Consider the following 16397-nt stretch of genomic DNA (forward strand, 5'->3'; position numbering starts at 1 on the left):
CCAGTTCGGATTTGAGCATCGCGGTGCAACTGTCCATGTCGCTGTCCATCTTGGGAGAAGGAACCGGTCCATGTCCAACGTCGTCGTCCAGAATATTCAGCGCGCGGACCTCTCCGTCATTGACGGCCTCGCCAAAGCCGGTGTCGCCACCGTGCACGAAGCACAGGGCCGCACCGGGCTGCTCGCCCCCTATATGCGCCCGATATACAGCGGCGCCCGCATCGCCGGCAGCGCCGTCACCATTTCCGCCGCGCCGGGCGACAACTGGATGGTCCATGTCGCGATCGAGCAGTTGCAGGAAGGCGATATCCTCCTCCTCGCCCCGACCAGCCCCTGCACCGACGGCTATTTCGGCGATCTGCTCGCCACCTCGGCGCAGGCGCGTGGCTGCCGTGGCCTGATCATCGACGCGGGCGTGCGCGATGTGCGTGATCTGACGCATATGAACTTCCCCGTCTGGTCGAAGGCCGTCCATGCGCAGGGCACGGTCAAGAATACGCTGGGCAGCGTCAACATCCCCGTCATCTGCGCCAATGCGCTGGTCAATCCGGGCGATGTCGTGATCGCCGACGATGACGGCGTATGCATCGTGCCGCGCGCAGACGCCGCGTCGGTACTGGAAAAGGCGCAGGCCCGCGAAGCCGCCGAGGAAGCCAAGCGCGTCCGTCTCGCCGCTGGCGAACTCGGCCTCGACATCTACAATATGCGCCCGCGTCTGGAAGAAATGGGCCTGAAGTATATTTAAACCGTCAGCCGTTCGTTTCGAGCGTAGTCGAGAAACGATTGAGTTGCCCTGACCGCTTCTCGACTTCGCTCGAAGCGAACGGAGGTTTCAAGTGACAGCACATACCCAATCCCGCGTCATGTGGATGCGCGGCGGCACGTCGAAGGGCGGCTATTTCCTGGCGGAGGATCTGCCCACCGACACCGCCGCCCGCGATGCCTTCCTGCTGCGCGTCATGGGCTCGCCCGACCCGCGCCAGATTGACGGCATGGGTGGCGCCGATCCACTCACCAGCAAGGTGGGTGTCGTGAAGAAGTCGGAGCGGGAGGGCGTCGATATCGACTATCTCTTCCTGCAGGTCTTCGTCGATCAGGCGATCGTTAGCGACGCCCAGAATTGCGGCAACATCCTTGCCGGCATCGGTCCCTTCGCGATCGAGCGCGGTCTTGTCGCGGCGCAGGACGGCGAAACCCGCGTCGCCATCTTCATGGAAAATACCGGCCAGATCGCCATTGCCACGGTGCAGACGCCCGGCGGCAAGGTCCGCTATGATGGCGACGCAAAGATCGACGGCGTTCCCGGCAGCGCCGCCCCCATTCCGCTGGAATTTCGTGATACCGCCGGCTCCTCCTGCGGCGCGCTGCTCCCCACCGGCAATGCCTTTGACGAGGTGGAGGACGTGCGCGTCACCCTGATCGACAATGGCATGCCCTGCGTCGTGATGAAGGCGCAGGATGTCGGCGTCACCGGCTATGAAGATCGCGAGACGCTCGATAACGACACCGCATTGAAAGCCCGGATCGAGAAGATCCGCCTTGCCGTCGGTGAACGGATGAACCTGGGCGACGTCAAGGACAAGTCCGTGCCCAAAATGATGCTGGTGGCCCCGCCCCGTGATGGCGGCGCGGTCACGGTACGCTGTTTCATCCCGCATCGGGCCCATGCCTCGATCGGCGTGCTGGGCGCGGTCAGCGTCGCGACCGCCTGCCTGATCGAAGGATCGCCCGCCGCCGAGGTGGCGTCGATCCCGAACGGTAATCGCAAGACGCTGTCGGTCGAACATCCGACCGGCGAGACCACCTGTGTCATGGAACTGGACGAAAGCGGCACGGTCACAAGCGCGGCCATGCTGCGCACCGCGCGGAAATTGATGGACGGAGAGGTTTTTGCATGAGCAATCGCATCACTTCATGGCACGGCAATCCGTCGAAGCCGCTTTACACGCCGCCAGCAGGCGCGATCGATGCCCATTGCCATGTCTTCGGCCCGATGGCGGATTTCCCGTTCAGCGCGAAGGCGAAATATCTGCCGGAGGATGCCGGCCCGGACAAGCTGTTCGCCCTGCGCGATCATCTGGGCTTTGCCCGCAACGTCATCGTACAGGCCAGTTGCCACGGCACCGACAATGCCGCCACGCTGGACGCAATTACCAAGTCGAATGGCAAGGCGCGTGGCGTCGCCGTCGTCGACCCGGCGATTTCGGACGCCGATCTTGCCGCCCTGCATGAAGGCGGGATGCGCGGCATCCGCTTCAATTTCCTCAAGCGGCTGGTTGACGACGCGCCCAAGGACAAGTTCCTGGAAGTCGCCAGGCGTTTGCCCGCCGGTTGGCATGTCGTCATCTATTTCGAAGCCGACATATTGGAGGAACTCCGTCCCTTCATGGATGCCATCCCCGTCCCGCTGGTGATCGACCATATGGGCCGCCCCGATGTGACCCAGGGGCCGGACGGCGCCGACATGAAGGCCTTCCGCGCCTTCCTCGAAAGCCGCGACGACATCTGGTTCAAGGCGACCTGCCCCGACCGTCTCGACCCGACAGGCGATCCATGGAACGCCTTTGCCGATGCGGTCGCGCCGCTGGTATCCGACTATCAGGACCGCGTCCTGTGGGGTACCGACTGGCCGCATCCGAACATGCAGGACAATATCCCTGACGACGGCCATCTGGTCGACATGATCGCGCGCATTGCGCCGACTGAGGCCCTTCAGCGCAAGCTCCTGATCGACAATCCGATGCGCCTCTACTGGCCCGAAGAACTGGCCTGATCGCCGGATAGACATCAAAAACGCCGCCGCATCCACCATGCGGCGGCTTTCTTTACAACCGCTCGCGCATGTCCTGCGCCACCTCGTCCAGAAAATCGACGATTGCCCGGACGCGCGGCAACCGTTGCAGATCGGCGTGCATGACCAGCCAATAGCTGCGCCACACTTCCGCTCGCCCCGGCAACAATCGCACCAGTCGCTCGTCCGCCTCCGCTGCAAAGACATGCAGCACGCCCAGTCCCACGCCAGCGGCAACGGCTTCATGCTGCGCCGCGCTGGAACTGGCGCGAAAGCCGATCGTCGCCCCCGCCACGATCTGGTCGAGCGCTATCATTTCGGGAAAGCCCGCAAGCTCCTCGATATAGGATACGAAGGCATGCCGGCTGAGGTCGGCGCGCTCTACCGGCGCGCCATGCCGCGCGACATAATCTTTCGACGCATAAAGGCCGATCCGATAATCGGCCAGCTTGCGAGCAACCAGTCGCCCTTTGGGTGGTGGCTTCAGCATCACCGCAATATCCGCCTCGCGCTTGGAAAGACTCGCCGCCCGGCTTTCCGATGCCAATTCCAGCATCAGCCGGGGATGCTGCGCCCGAAGTCGCACAACATGCGGCGCCACCAGATAGGCGGCAAAGGCTTCCGGTGTCGCCAGTCGCACCACCCCTTCCACTTCGCGGTCGCGCCCGGCGACACTGGCGGCCGCCGCCACCAATTCGCTCTCCACCTTCTCGGCATGCGGCGTCAGTGCAAAAGCCGCCGGCGTCGGCGTCACCCCGCGTGGCGATCGGTCGAACAGGCGCGCGCTCAACACTACCTCCAGCGCGGTGATCCGTCGCGCAACCGTGCTATGATCGATGCCGACGCGACGCGCCGCCGCCAGCATATTGCCTTCGCGCATGACCGCCAGGAACAGGCGCAGATCGTCGGAGTTCAGCCTAGGCATATCTGCACAACCAATGTGTTGACCTTCCTGTACCGCTGCCAAACGCACAGGTCTATAGCGATGGTCACGGAAAGAACCGGAGAGGAGCACCGATCATCATGCGATCCATCACCCATTTCATCCACGGCAAGACGGCCCCCCTGCCCGGCGCGCGACTGTCCGACGTGCTCGATCCCTCGACCGGCGCGGTGCAGGCGCAGGTCGAACTCGGCACACCCGCCCTGCTCCAGCAGGCGATCGATTCCGCGCTGGAGGCTCAGCCCGCCTGGGCCGCCACCAACCCTCAGCGCCGCGCCCGCGTCCTGTTCCGCTTCAAGGAGCTGATCGAGGCGAATATGGACGATCTCGCCTATATGCTCTCATCCGAACATGGCAAGGTGATCGCCGACGCGAAGGGCGATATCCAGCGCGGCCTGGAAGTCGTGGAATTCGCCTGCGGCATCCCGCATCTGCTGAAGGGCGATTATACCGAAGGCGCCGGCCCGGGCATCGATGTTTATTCGGTGCGCCAGCCGCTCGGCATCGCGGCGGGCATCACCCCGTTCAACTTCCCGGCGATGATCCCGCTGTGGATGGCATCGATGGCGATCGCCTGCGGCAATGCCTTCATCCTGAAGCCCTCCGAGCGCGATCCCTCGGTCCCGGTGCGCCTCGCTGAACTGGCGATGGAAGCGGGCTTGCCGGCCGGCATCCTCAATGTCGTCCATGGCGACAAGGAAATGGTCGACTCGATCCTTGACCATCCGGCGATCAAGGCGGTCAGCTTCGTCGGTTCGTCCGACATCGCCAACTATGTCTATGCCCGCGCCGCGCAGAACGGCAAGCGCGCCCAGTGCATGGGCGGCGCCAAGAATCACGGCATCATCCTGCCCGATGCGGACATGGATCAGGCCGTCGCCGACATCGTGGGTGCTGCTTACGGATCGGCCGGTGAGCGTTGCATGGCCCTGCCTGTCGTAACCCCCGTGGGAGAAGCGACGGCGGAAGCCTTCCGTGCCAAGCTGATCGCCGCGATCGAAACCCTGCGCCCCGGCATCCCGACCGATCCCGACGCCCAATATGGCCCGCTCGTCACCGGCGTGCACAAGGCGCGCGTCGAATCCTACATCCAGATGGCGGCCGATGAAGGCGCGGAAATCGTGGTCGACGGGCGCGGCTTCTCGCTCCAGGGCTATGAGGACGGTTTCTATCTCGCCCCGACCCTGATCGATCGGGTAACGCCACAGATGAAAAGCTATCAGGACGAGATTTTCGGTCCGGTGCTCCAGATCCTGCGCGCCGAAACCTTCGAAGAAGCCCTCAGCTATCCGTCCAAGCATCAATATGGCAACGGCGTCGCCATCTTCACCCGCAATGGCGATTATGCCCGCCGCTTCGCCGCCGATGTCGAAGTCGGCATGGTCGGTATCAATGTGCCGATCCCGGTGCCGGTCGCCTATCACAGCTTCGGCGGCTGGAAGCGCTCGGGCTTCGGCGACCTCGATCAATATGGCGAGGATGGCGTGCGCTTCTACACCCGCACCAAGAAGATCACGCAGCGCTGGCCGACCGGCGGTGCCGTGATCGATCAGAGCTTCGTCATCCCGACGATGAAATAAGGGCTCGGCGGATGGAATCGTCGTCCGAAAGACAGCGATTCCATCCGCCGATATCTTTGCGATCTGATCTGACGAGAATAGGTGGTGAATCGTCGTTCCGCTTTTACGAAGCAGAAATGATCTGGCAAACTTAGATTTTCTCGACCATCATCCCACTGAAAAACAAAGAATAATTCTCTCCCGGATTGAAAACTTATTTCATCCGCGCCGGAAGTGATATCTTTTCGATCATCCGGGCGTGCCATCTCCCCCGCATCGAATTCCGCTACGTCGGCCATTTTGGCGGTCAGCAGCGGGGCGATTTCAGGGAGAGGGCTTTCATGAAAACGAACTTCTATCTTTGCACATTGCTCGCCGGGGTGAGCCTGTTGGGCCTATCCGACATGGCCATGGCGCAAGAGACAGCCGCTAACTCGGACGATATTTCGGCCGCGAAAGACAACGCTGCCAACGGCGTCAGTCCCGCTGACATCGTCGTCACCGGATCGCGCATCATCCGCAACGGATCGGCCAGCCCGACACCGCTGACCACCGTATCCACGGAATCCCTTGCTGCGGCAGCCCCGGCCGGCACCATTTCGGACGCACTCAACAACCTGCCGGTCTTTTCCGGTTCGCGTAACCAGTTCAGCAATCCCGGCTCCAACGCGACCGGCGTACAGGGCGGCAACGGCGCCGCCAACGTCCTCAACCTGCGCAATCTGGGTTCCTATCGCACGCTGGTCTTGTTCGACGGTCACCGCATTCCGCCGACGCTCTATAATTCGACCGTCGACGTCGATCTGATCCCACAGGAGCTGATCAGCCGCGTCGACGTCGTCACCGGCGGCGTCTCGGCCGTCTATGGCTCTGACGCGGTGTCGGGCGTGGTCAACTATGTCCTCAACCGCAATTTCGATGGTTTCCGTGCCCATGCAGAGGCCGGCATATCGCAGCGCGGTGATGCCGCGACACGCGACATCGGCGCCGCCTTCGGCTTCAAGGTTGGGGAACGCGGCCATTTCGAAGCCAGCGTCCAGCATCGCGAATATGACGGCATCCTCAACCGCGCCTATGACCGCAGCTGGAACAATCTGGCGGCCATGCAGGGCGCCGGGACCGCCGCCAACCCTTATTATCTGGCGACCGACGTCCGTCTCGCCACATACAGCTTTGGTGGCTACATCACGAACGGCGCCCAGCGCGGCAGGCAGTTCGACGCATCGGGTGCGATCGTGCCCTTCGTGGCGGGCGCTGCATCCGGTTCCTCCTGCTGCCAGATCGGTGGCGACGGCGCCTATCAGAATTCGTCCATGTCTTCGCCGTCGCGCGGCACGCAGGCTTTCGCCCGCTTCGACTATGACCTGACCGACGACATTCATGTCTATGTGCAGGGCGCGGCGAACATCAAGAAGAACAAGAGCTACACCGGCTGGAACCAGCTGACCGGCCTGACCTTCAGCAGCAGCAACGCCTTCCTGTCGCAGGAAGCCCAGGCAGCCCTGTCGGGCGCCAGCACCTTCACGATGAACGAAATATTGAGCGGCGCGCCGCGTATCGAGGCATCGTCGAAGACCAATCAATATTATGGCAATGTCGGCATCGAAGGATCGTTGGCGGACTTCAAGTGGAACGCCACCTACACCCATGGCTATTCGCGGCTTCAGACCACTGTCGACAATATGCCCAATAATCAACGTCTCGCAGCCGCGTTGGACGCCGTCTATGACGGCAACGGCAATATCGTCTGTCAGGCATCCCTGACCAACCCATCCGCCTATGGCGATTGCGTACCGCTCAACATCTTCGGCGCCAATTCCGCCAGCACCGCCGCTCTGGACTATGTGCTGGGCAAGGCAGTCTTCACGACCCATACGATTCAGGATTCGGCCGATATCTCGATCAGCGGGCCGGTGTTCGCCACCTGGGCCGGCCCGGTCAATGTCGCCCTGTCGGGGGAGTGGCGCAAGCAACGCTTCAATGCCGCCAGCAGCGTTCTGCCCACCGATCTCGCCGACTGCACAGGTCTGCGCTACAACTGCACCAGTGCGACCGTCCTCTATCCCACGACTTTCCCCTATAGCGACACCGTGTCGCAGAGCGTGAAGGAAGCCGCGATCGAGGTCGAAATTCCGCTGCTCAGCGACATGGCTTTCGCCAAGGCACTGACGCTGAACGGCGCGGCCCGCTATACCGACTATAGCACCAGCGGGCATTATACGACCTGGAAGGTCGGCGGCGTCTGGGAAGTGAACGACCAGATCAAGCTGCGCGGCACAGCCTCCCGCGACATCCGCGCGCCTACCCTCTATGACCTCTATCAACCGGTCACGACGGTCTACGGCAATTATACCGACACGACCAAGACTCCCAATGTCACCGCCTATCTGCCCTCGATCAACATGGGCAATACGAACCTGACGGCCGAAGTGGGCCGCACCTACACCGCCGGCATCGTGCTGAAACCCGACTTCATCCCCGGATTGACGCTGACCGCCGACTATTATCATACCGTCGTCAGCAATGCGATTTCGGTGATTCAGGGGTTCAACGCAGCCGTACAGAAGGGCTGTGTCGACAGCGGCGGATCGTCCATCTACTGCTCGCTGATCCAGCGCGATGCAGCAGGCAATGCGACAGCCTATTATATCCAGCCCTATAATATCGCGAAGGTGAAGACCTGGGGCATCGATGGCGAAGCCGATTATGCCACCCATGTCGGCGGGCATCCGCTCAACTTGCGCCTGATGGTCAATTATCAGCCGCATATCTATTATCAGCAGCCTGGCATTCCCACCATCGATCAGGGCGGTGCAGGATGGGGCCTCAACGGCCTGATGCCCAGCCCCAGCGTGACGCTGGCCGGATTCGTCAATTTCAAGCCCAGCGACAGCGTCTCGATCGACCTGTTCGAACGCTATCGCAACAAGTTCTGCCGCAGCGGCGTCGCCGCCCATGTGTTCGCCGATGGCCAGGAATATGTGAGGGATTTCGCGACCACCAACCTGACCGTAACGCTCAACACCGGTTCGGGCTGGAAGGTCGCGGACAGCGCCCTCTATTTCAGCGTGACCAACCTGTTCGATGCCAAGCCGCCGCTCAGCGGCTATTATAGCGGCACGACATCGGCCGGGGCTTCCTATGAATTTTCGGATGACCCGACCGGGCGCGCCTTCATGATCGGCTTCCGTATCAAGGGCTGATCGAACGATGCGCCCGATCAAGGCAGCCGCCCTTGCCCTGCTGACCGCGCTGGCCCTCACCGGGGGCCAGTCGGCATGGGGGCAGGAAGTGCCCGGCATTCGCCCCGCTTTCGTCCATCTGGGCCCCGGCGTGCCGGGCGCCTATTATGAGCCTGTCGCACCCGGATCAAAGGCCGGGACCGCGATCCTCATCATGCATTCGTCGGCCGATTATCTCAGCTTTTCGGGCTGCACTGAATTGGCAAAGCGCGGCTATCGCGTCCTGTGCGCCAATAATTCCACCAGCAAATCGGGCGCATCGAACGATGGCGTGCTCGATCAGGTTCTGCTGGAAATCAAGGCTGGGGTCGCCTGGCTACGCAAGCAGCCCGGCATCGATCATGTCATACTGCTGGGCCATAGCGGCGGCGGCACGATCATGAGCGCCTATCAGATGATCGCCGAACGCGGCGTCAAGTCCTGCCAGTCGGCGGACAAGATATGGAAATGTCCCGATAGTCTGGCAGGCCTGCCTCCTGCCGACGGCCTGATGCTGATCGATTCCAACTGGGGCCTCGCCGCGATGACGCTTTTCAGCATCGATCCTGCAGTGCAAGACGAAGGCAACGGTATGTCGATCAATCCCGCGCTCGACATGTATAATCCCGCGAACGGCTTCGTCCCGACCGGCTCGCACTATTCAGCCACCTTCATCACGACCTTTCTTCAGGCCGAAGGGCGTCGCAACAATGCCCTGCTCGCCCGCGCCCAATCGATGCTGGCGGATATCCAGGCCGGCAAAGGCCCATTTGCCGATGACGCGCCTTTCGTCGTACCCGGCGCGATCCTGTTGGGCAGCAATAACAAGCTGTTTTCGCAGGACATCAGCTTACTGGCGCACAGCCAGCAGGCATGGCCATTGCTGCACGCCGGCGGACGGATCACGCAGACTGTTGTACCGACGGTCCGCGTGCCTGAAAATATCCGCAGCATGACCCCGTCCCTGACCCGGGGTGCGCTCAAGACCACCGTCCGCAATTATCTCAACACTTATGCGATCCGCACCGGCCCCGACTTCGGCTATGATGCGACAGGTGTCCATGGGGTGGAATGGACATCGACCTATGCCAGCCCGCCCGGCAATGTGCAGGGCATTGGCGCGCCATTGCTGGTCATGGGCATGACCGGCCATTGGGAATATCTGGCGGCCGAGGAAATCTACAGGCTGGCGGCCAGCGCCGACAAGTCGATCGCCTTCGTGGAAGGCGCAACCCATATGTACACCCCCTGCATCAAGTGCGAGCCAGTATCTGGTGCCTATGGGGACACGCTCAAAACGACCTATGACCATATTGACGGCTGGCTGGCCAAGCCGGGCCGCTTCGCGCCAGATGCGCCATGAAGGAATATCGCATGACATCCCCCTATTCGCACGTCGCGCTGGCCAGTCTGGCAGCTATCACTATCGGTACGGCCTGCGCCCAGCCAATGCCCACCAGCATCGGTCATGACCAGCAATTGCTGATCGCCGCCGTCGGCTCGGTCCCGCTATTGCAGGTGACGAGCCCCTCCTTCGCTACCGACAGCGACATTCCTGTCGCCAACACCCAATATGGCGACAATCGCTTCCCGGGCCTGAACTGGACTAGCGGTCCCAAGGGCACGAAGGCCTATGCCGTCGTCATGCAGGGGCAGTTGAACGCGGCGGACCCGCAAGCGGGCACCAGCATCCAACTGGCACTCTACAACATTCCCGCCCACATCCTGTCCCTGCCTGCCGGGATGACCACGCCACCTGTCGGCAGTGCCTATGGCCCCAATGTCCACGGCGTTGACGCCCCCTATGCGGGACCGCATGCCCATGACACGGCCCGCCATGACTATCATGTTCAGATCTTCGCCCTCAATACGCCGCTGACATTTCCCGGGTCGCCCAGTTTCGAGATGCTCAAACAGGCTATGCGCGGCCATGTCCTCGCCGTTGGCGATCTTGTCGGCTATAGTCAAAAACCTGCGTCGGCGCCCGGTCCGATCAAGGTGGAAAGCGGTTTGCTGACCGGCGCGGTCGGCCGCGATCCGTCTATTTCAGTGTTCAGGGGCATTCCCTACGCCGCTCCCCCGGTAGGACAGTTGCGCTGGCGCGCGCCCGCAGCACCGCTTGCCTGGAACGGCGTGCGCAATGCGGATCAGTTCGGTCCGGCCTGCCCTCAACCGGGCGGCGAAATGGCCAAGGGCCTTGCCCAGAGCGAGGATTGCCTGACACTCAATATCTGGACCAACGCCAAGCCGGACGACACCGAAAAGCGTCCCGTCTATGTCTGGATCTATGGTGGTGGCTTCATCGGCGGCACCGGCGCCAGCCCGCAGTTCGATGGAGAGGCGCTGGCCCGCAAAGGTGTCGTCGTCGTCACTTTCAACTATCGCGTCGGCGTGCTGGGTTTTCTCGCTACGCCCGAACTCAGCCGTGAATCGGGACATGAAGCCTCGGGCAATTATGGGCTGCTCGATGACATTGCCGCGCTGCAATGGGTAAAGCGCAACATTGCGGCCTTCGGCGGCGATCCGGGCAAGGTGACGATCGGCGGACAGTCCGCAGGCGCCGGTTCGGTCGGTTTCCTGACCCTGTCCCCGCTGGCCAAGGGGCTGTTCCGGGCCGGCATAGCGCAAAGTCATGCTCGCTATCCGCGCGACACCGAGCTGCGCTATCTGTCCGTATCCTGGCGTCCATTGAAGACAGCGGAGCAGGCCGGGCAGCGCTATGCGCAGCAACATGGGGCCAGCAGCCTGGAAGAACTGCGCGCCATGCCGTGGGAGAAACTGATCGAAGGCAGCGCCACGATCGACGCGGATGTCGAAACCGGAAGCGACGGCAAACCACCCCTGTTCCGCCCGGTCGTGGATGGCTGGGTCATCCCGCAATCCTATTGGGACAGTTATCAGGCGGGCGTGCAGCAACCGATCGCCTATGTCGCGGGCAACAACAAGGACGAAACCGGCGCCGTCCCGGAAACCGCCTTTGCCACATTACGTGCCAGCACCACCACGCCCCGTGCCGGCATGCCGCAGACCAGCGTCACCGTCGCCCTGTTCAAGGCGTCCGCACAGCGAAAATTCGGGCCTCTCGCCGGAGAATTCCTCAAACTCTATCCCGCCCGGACGGATGACGAAGCCGCCTTGCAGAATAACGCTGCAGCGCGAGACAATAGCCGCATCTCGACCTGGCTATGGGGAACACTCTGGCGCAAGGGTAACCAGCATCCCCTGCATACCTATTTCTGGACGCATGCGATGCCGGGGCCGCAGCATGACCTGCGCGGCGCATTCCACGGCTCGGAAATCGTCTATGCGTTCAACAGTCTCGATGCGATCGACCTGCCCTGGACGCAGGATGATCGCCGCATTGCGGAAACCATGTCCTCCTACTGGGCCAATATCATCAAGACCGGCGATCCCAATGGACCGGGCTTGCCCAATTGGCCGAGCTATGATCCGCAACTGCCACAGGTCATGGAATTGGGCGATCATTTTGCGCCTATCCCGGTGGCATCGGCCGTCAGGATCGCTTTCTGGAAACGTTTCTATGCAACGCAGCCAGCCTGGTGATCTGGCCCGGCGCGGTCACTGACACAGTCCTGATCGCTCCTAGGGGAAGCCTGCGAATTTGGTCGGCCGTAGGCTGGCAAGGCCACTATGACCCCACCTGTCCGTCAAAAGCCCAATTCACCCTGTCGCGCTTTGCCGGACGACGGCGGAGCGGGCGCACGGATCAACAGGGCTCGGGCGAGGCCTGTCAAAGTATAGACGGCCTGTCGCTGCGCGCCGCGATTATGGTGATCGACGCGGAAACCCTGATAATGGCGCCGCAGGAGATCCGCGGCGACCAGCTCCGACACGGCCCGGCTCAGATTGGCCTTGCCGGATACGCGCACCCTCAGCTTCACTTCTTCCTCGACCGCCGCATCGGTCGGCGACTGCCCCTGCCCTTCCAGTTCAAGCCGCACCCGCTCGGTCAATGCCAGTCGTCGTGGATCGCGACCGCCCATGGGCGTCAGCGCGTCGCATAACCAGTCCCGCAATGTCAGCAGAGCGCCCTCCTGCGCCACCAAAGGCCCCGCGCTGCCATCGGCTCGCGCTACTTCGGCGATCAGAGTCAGCAGCATGTAAGCATATCGAGGACGCGAACTTGCATGCGCAAGGCGATCAAGCAGCGCCGAAAGATCGCCGCTGCGCGGGGAACGTGGCTGGATGGATGCTTGAAACATAACAGGTAGGAATCAAGCACAAGACGAGACCAAAGGGAATCCCCTGCGAATCGTGGACTGTATTTTTGTCGCGAGTGACACTTTGCCTGCGGGTAAAATGTCATAAGGGGCACTTTGCGATGATCGCGAGAAGATATCGATATCAAAGCGCTGAGCCTTGATGAAGGGCTGGCGTCTCGTCATTTGATCCGGTGTCGGAACTGACTGCTCCCCCATGATAGCAACCGCATCTTAACCATCAGCCTGCCTCCCTTCTGACGCAGAGGTCTGCTTCCAGGCCCGATGCTCAATGGAGAACTGATATTCTGGCAGATAATGCGCGCAGACAATGCGCCGGCAGGCGACGCACAAATTCCGACTATCCCGGCTTTCGCGATAAAGCGACAATAGCACCGCAATATGGACGGGGAATTGTCGCCCTATGTCGCTTTTACCATGATCGCCCATCTCCTTTTGCATTGCGTCTTTTGCCGACAATCGAAAGAGCCGGGCGCTGGATGGGAGAAATCGATCCTGTAGGACAGACTGTCGCTCCCGGGCGTTAACCTTGCGAACAGCAAATCATATTCGGCTATGCTGACGTCACCAGCGCTTAGCCATCTTCCGCGCCTTTACTGATGCGTATGTCTGCTAGGTCGCTCCGGAGTGACTGAAACCTGACCTGACGGTCTCGCAAGACAGGAACAAGCCGTCTTTCATAACCCAACGTTGCGCAAAATCGGTGTTTCTCCGGGGAAACCAACCAAAAAGGCAACCATCTGATTCTGTGTATTCGATAAACATAGAACGAGGGAGCATTTTCGTGGAAATGTGCGGAGATATGATGGAGGTCGTGCCGATTATCTGCTATTAAAATCGCACGTGTCGACGGAAATTTGCCCGGCGCGTCATCCGAAAATTTTCTGTATCAGCAGTTGTAACCAAACCCCTTATTTGGTTACAACGAAATATGCGCTAGACCGCAGATATGAGCGGTTATTCTTATAATTCAGATCACGCCCTGCTCCTGCTTGGCAGGCTTGATGGCAGGCTTCAATCCAGCCCCGTCGCGGACATCTGGCTCGCAAGGGCACGTCTCCGCGGCGCAGCAACGCTAGCCAATGCTGCAGGTGTACCGATCGAGGTGCGGGACCTTCAAAACTGGATAGCGGGGCGGACAGCTCCACCGCGCCATAGTGAAGGGTTGAATGACCCGCTCTCGGTCGCAGCCTTGTTTCACTTTGCACTCTCGGCCGCTGAAGATGGACAGGATTCCCTGTCGCGGGCCACGTTGAACCTGTCACGGGACTTGTTGGATGATAGGGAAGAGGCCACGTTGTGGGCGCAAGAGGACCTTGTCCGTTTCGGTCCACTCTGGCGGGTCGCGCAGGAGGTTCTTGGTGCGTCTTATGCCGCTCCGTCCCTCCTGACCATCGCAGAGCGCTTGGCCCAGGTTCGCCAGTCCGTGACAGTCTCGCCGGTAGAAGGACCGCTGATGACGACGTCAGACGGGCGCCAATGGCGTATTGCATCCGCCCGTCCGGATATGGCCTGGCTGGCAGCCTGTCATATGCCACTCGCCTTGCAACGCTCGGGGCTGGCCCTTCGGCTGCTTCCATCCTTTACCGACATGCCAAGGTTGCCGCCAGAGGATGTAGAAGAGTTTGCGGCCGTTCTTCAGGACCGTATCCTTAAATGCGCAAGAGAGGGGCTGGCGGATCTCAATCGTCTCGAAGCGCAGATGGATCGGTTGCCTACTGATCTTAACGTAACGCGCCGGAGCAAACTGCCGCTGCTGATCAGGCTGGAACTGGCCTATCCGGGTTTGAGCAGGATCGCTGTATCCCGCTTGCTGGGTGTATCGCACCAAGGAGCGACGAAGCTGGTCGAGCAATTCAGAGCTTTCTCAAAGCCATAGGTGAGGCTGCGGCTCTGGTACTTATCCACTCTCCAAAAAGAAGAATTGGCTCACTACCGTTATAAGGTTTCTAACTAGGTTAAAGAGTTAAGCGAACCGGAACATTGTCCGAATCGCCTGAATCCGGCGATTCGGATAGCCGGCCGGTTCCCGAAATGACGGGCTATCGTTCCTGAAATGTCGAGCCATCTGTTCCTGAAGGATCGGGCATATGTTCCTAAAGGTGCGAAGCCCGTTCCTGATAGATCGAAGAGCCGGATATAAGGTGCGGAAGGCGTGGAAATTTGAATCACTTCGCACCATAGCCTGTCCAAGCATGTTCAATTCCGACCCAGCTTTGCCGAATGATATTTGAGCCGTAATCGAACCGTCATGCTGTATCTGGAAAACCCGACACATCGGGAACGGGATACTGATGAGGAGGGCAAGACCCTCCCCTGCCCCGGCTGGTTTACAGAGTGTGCCGGTTCTTTTCATGAAAGCGGCGGACGAAGCCGATAAACGCTTTCTGATAATTGACCGGCGTCCGTTCCACATCGCTGCCGATCCAGGAACGAAATTCCTGGTGGAGGGTCTGATAGTCCCAGCCCGGACATTCGGCGCGCAATGTCGCCAATGTTGCATCCGTCAACTCGCCGGCGCTGGCGCGGGACGACAGGCTGACGACGCTGCGGCGAATGAGAGCGCTCGCGTCAATCTCGACCGTTTCATCGGCAGCTTTCGGAGAAGGCTGCGTCGTGCTCGCAATGACGGTTGCCGCCTCCTTGTCCCGCTGTACGGTCGAAGGAAGCGCTACCGCCGTTTTGCGGCGGCGCATTCGCAGCGAAGGCTCGCGCTTGCCGTCAGGCTGTTCCAGTTCGAGACTATAGCCGGGCAGTGGGTCGCGATCGGCGATCTTGGCGATCTCGAATTTGAAACGGCGATAGGCCCCTTCCGCCCCCGATTTCTCGAAAAGTGTCGGCATGGAGATGGCAAAACCGGCCTCCCCTGCCCCACCGGCATGTTTGCGGGCGACTTTGTAGAGCCAACGTTCGCGTCCGCCCGTCAGATCGAAATAGGCGCGATCGATGGAGAGGACGCCGCCCTGCATCAACACGCCTTCATAAAACCAGTTGGAAAGTTCGATTGTCATGCCGCGTGACCGCTCGGTGCGCTCGTCGACTAATTGTGTCCAGCCATCGAGCCAAGAGAAAGTGGCCTCGCGCCGATTCTCGGCCCGGATATTGGTCTTGATTGTCGTGGCGACCAGTCGATCAAGCGATTGACCCAATAGCTCATAGGCGCGGCCGGTGGTCGGGCGATGAATGGCACGCAGCAAGTCATAGGGCATGAGGTGCAGCTTGCGCGGAATGTCATTCAGGCCTCGACGTGCCATGTCGGCCAGAACTGAAGCGCAGTAGATCAAGATGTCCGCGTCCCAGATCGTCGCCATGCCATAATCGGGATTGGCCGATACATGAACCCAGGCCTTGCCATCGGGGGAGGTGTAATCGATCGGCTTCACGCGCTTCGACTTGGCGAGCGAGAAGAAAGGGCGTTCCATCATCTCGCGCTGGTCGCGCAAGGGCATGTCCGCGATATAGGGCAGGAAGAGCTCGAACTGATCGTTGATCGCGGGGGTGGGCGCGCGGGTCATGAGAAAAATGATCCAATGGTAAAGCGAGATAACCCGACCTTGCAGGGTGTGTTCTTGACCCAAGCAGAGGAAGGGGGGCGGTGACATGGCTTCACGAGAGAAGGCCGTTTCCCCGGGGAAACGGCCA

Annotated in this window: 12 protein-coding genes; 8 read left to right on the plus strand and 4 right to left on the minus strand. The window is 60.9% G+C overall.

Annotation, left to right across the window (positions count from 1 at the left end; genetic code table 11):
* The first annotated feature begins 70 nt into the window (after positions 1-70).
* The 3 genes from ligK to BMX92_RS13610 all read left to right on the plus strand — a co-directional run bounded on the left by ligK (position 71) and on the right by BMX92_RS13610 (position 2773).
* Positions 71-745 (plus strand): 4-carboxy-4-hydroxy-2-oxoadipate aldolase/oxaloacetate decarboxylase, encoded by a 675-nt coding sequence (ligK, locus tag BMX92_RS13600; RefSeq protein ID WP_093017349.1) that lies wholly within the window; start codon positions 71-73, stop codon positions 743-745.
* Positions 746-863: 118 nt separating this feature from the next.
* Positions 864-1898, plus strand: a complete 1035-nt coding sequence (locus BMX92_RS13605) for a 4-oxalomesaconate tautomerase (RefSeq protein ID WP_093017351.1) — start codon at positions 864-866, stop codon at positions 1896-1898.
* Positions 1895-2773: an amidohydrolase family protein gene (locus BMX92_RS13610; protein ID WP_093017353.1), complete on the plus strand. Its 879-nt coding sequence runs from the start codon at positions 1895-1897 to the stop codon at positions 2771-2773. The genes BMX92_RS13605 and BMX92_RS13610 overlap by 4 nt, the downstream gene beginning before the upstream one ends.
* A 52-nt stretch (positions 2774-2825) precedes the next feature.
* Here the strand turns inward: BMX92_RS13610 and BMX92_RS13615 are convergent, their stop codons facing one another.
* A complete protein-coding gene (locus BMX92_RS13615; RefSeq protein WP_093017355.1) occupies positions 2826-3716 on the minus strand; it encodes a LysR family transcriptional regulator in 891 nt (296 codons plus the stop codon).
* A gap of 98 nt (positions 3717-3814) precedes the next feature.
* On the opposite strand from BMX92_RS13615, the gene BMX92_RS13620 reads away from it, so the two are divergent.
* Entirely contained in the window at positions 3815-5314 is a 1500-nt protein-coding gene (locus tag BMX92_RS13620; protein WP_093017357.1) for a CoA-acylating methylmalonate-semialdehyde dehydrogenase, read from the plus strand.
* Here the strand turns inward: BMX92_RS13620 and BMX92_RS26960 are convergent.
* Positions 5284-5592, minus strand: a complete 309-nt coding sequence (locus tag BMX92_RS26960; protein ID WP_143066790.1) for a hypothetical protein — start codon at positions 5590-5592, stop codon at positions 5284-5286. The two genes, BMX92_RS13620 and BMX92_RS26960, sit on opposite strands and share 31 nt — an antisense overlap.
* 42 nt (positions 5593-5634) lie before the next feature.
* Between BMX92_RS26960 and BMX92_RS13625 the strand changes: the two genes are divergently transcribed.
* The 3 genes from BMX92_RS13625 to BMX92_RS13635 are packed head-to-tail and all read left to right on the plus strand — an operon-like array spanning position 5635 to position 12078.
* A complete protein-coding gene (locus BMX92_RS13625; protein ID WP_143066791.1) occupies positions 5635-8496 on the plus strand; it encodes a TonB-dependent receptor plug domain-containing protein in 2862 nt (953 codons plus the stop codon).
* A 7-nt stretch (positions 8497-8503) separates the two neighbouring features.
* Positions 8504-9877 carry an alpha/beta hydrolase family protein gene (locus BMX92_RS13630; protein ID WP_218145787.1) on the plus strand — a complete coding sequence of 458 codons (1374 nt, stop codon included), beginning with the start codon at positions 8504-8506 and terminating at the stop codon, positions 9875-9877.
* Positions 9878-9888: 11 nt separating this feature from the next.
* Positions 9889-12078, plus strand: coding sequence for a carboxylesterase family protein (locus BMX92_RS13635; protein WP_093017565.1), 2190 nt, complete (start codon positions 9889-9891; stop codon positions 12076-12078).
* Positions 12079-12182: 104 nt separating this feature from the next.
* On the opposite strand, the gene BMX92_RS13640 is transcribed toward BMX92_RS13635, so the two are convergent.
* Positions 12183-12737 carry a hypothetical protein gene (locus BMX92_RS13640; protein WP_093017361.1) on the minus strand — a complete coding sequence of 185 codons (555 nt, stop codon included), beginning with the start codon at positions 12735-12737 and terminating at the stop codon, positions 12183-12185.
* Between the two features lie 967 nt (positions 12738-13704).
* Between BMX92_RS13640 and BMX92_RS13645 the strand changes: the two genes are divergently transcribed.
* Positions 13705-14634 carry a hypothetical protein gene (locus BMX92_RS13645; RefSeq protein ID WP_093017363.1) on the plus strand — a complete coding sequence of 310 codons (930 nt, stop codon included), beginning with the start codon at positions 13705-13707 and terminating at the stop codon, positions 14632-14634.
* Between the two features lie 451 nt (positions 14635-15085).
* On the opposite strand, the gene BMX92_RS13650 is transcribed toward BMX92_RS13645, so the two are convergent.
* The gene (locus tag BMX92_RS13650; protein WP_093017365.1) at positions 15086-16270 is read right to left on the minus strand and encodes a replication initiator protein A; all 1185 of its coding nucleotides are present in this window, start codon (positions 16268-16270) and stop codon (positions 15086-15088) included.
* Between the last annotated feature and the right edge of the window lie 127 nt (positions 16271-16397).

The organism is Sphingobium sp. YR768 (assembly GCF_900111125.1).
Classification (GTDB): domain Bacteria; phylum Pseudomonadota; class Alphaproteobacteria; order Sphingomonadales; family Sphingomonadaceae; genus Sphingobium.

Bases quoted from the DNA above. Each gene is read 5' to 3' on its own strand.
- ligK (WP_093017349.1), top strand. From the start codon at position 71: ATGTCCAACGTCGTCGTCCAGAATATTCAGCGCGCGGACCTCTCCGTC.
- BMX92_RS13605 (WP_093017351.1), top strand. From the start codon at position 864: ATGTGGATGCGCGGCGGCACGTCGAAGGGCGGCTATTTCCTGGCGGAG.
- BMX92_RS13610 (WP_093017353.1), top strand. From the start codon at position 1,895: ATGAGCAATCGCATCACTTCATGGCACGGCAATCCGTCGAAGCCGCTT.
- BMX92_RS13615 (WP_093017355.1), bottom strand. From the start codon at position 3,716: ATGCCTAGGCTGAACTCCGACGATCTGCGCCTGTTCCTGGCGGTCATG.
- BMX92_RS13620 (WP_093017357.1), top strand. From the start codon at position 3,815: ATGCGATCCATCACCCATTTCATCCACGGCAAGACGGCCCCCCTGCCC.
- BMX92_RS26960 (WP_143066790.1), bottom strand. From the start codon at position 5,592: ATGGCCGACGTAGCGGAATTCGATGCGGGGGAGATGGCACGCCCGGAT.
- BMX92_RS13625 (WP_143066791.1), top strand. From the start codon at position 5,635: ATGAAAACGAACTTCTATCTTTGCACATTGCTCGCCGGGGTGAGCCTG.
- BMX92_RS13630 (WP_218145787.1), top strand. From the start codon at position 8,504: ATGCGCCCGATCAAGGCAGCCGCCCTTGCCCTGCTGACCGCGCTGGCC.
- BMX92_RS13635 (WP_093017565.1), top strand. From the start codon at position 9,889: ATGACATCCCCCTATTCGCACGTCGCGCTGGCCAGTCTGGCAGCTATC.
- BMX92_RS13640 (WP_093017361.1), bottom strand. From the start codon at position 12,737: ATGTTTCAAGCATCCATCCAGCCACGTTCCCCGCGCAGCGGCGATCTT.
- BMX92_RS13645 (WP_093017363.1), top strand. From the start codon at position 13,705: ATGAGCGGTTATTCTTATAATTCAGATCACGCCCTGCTCCTGCTTGGC.
- BMX92_RS13650 (WP_093017365.1), bottom strand. From the start codon at position 16,270: ATGACCCGCGCGCCCACCCCCGCGATCAACGATCAGTTCGAGCTCTTC.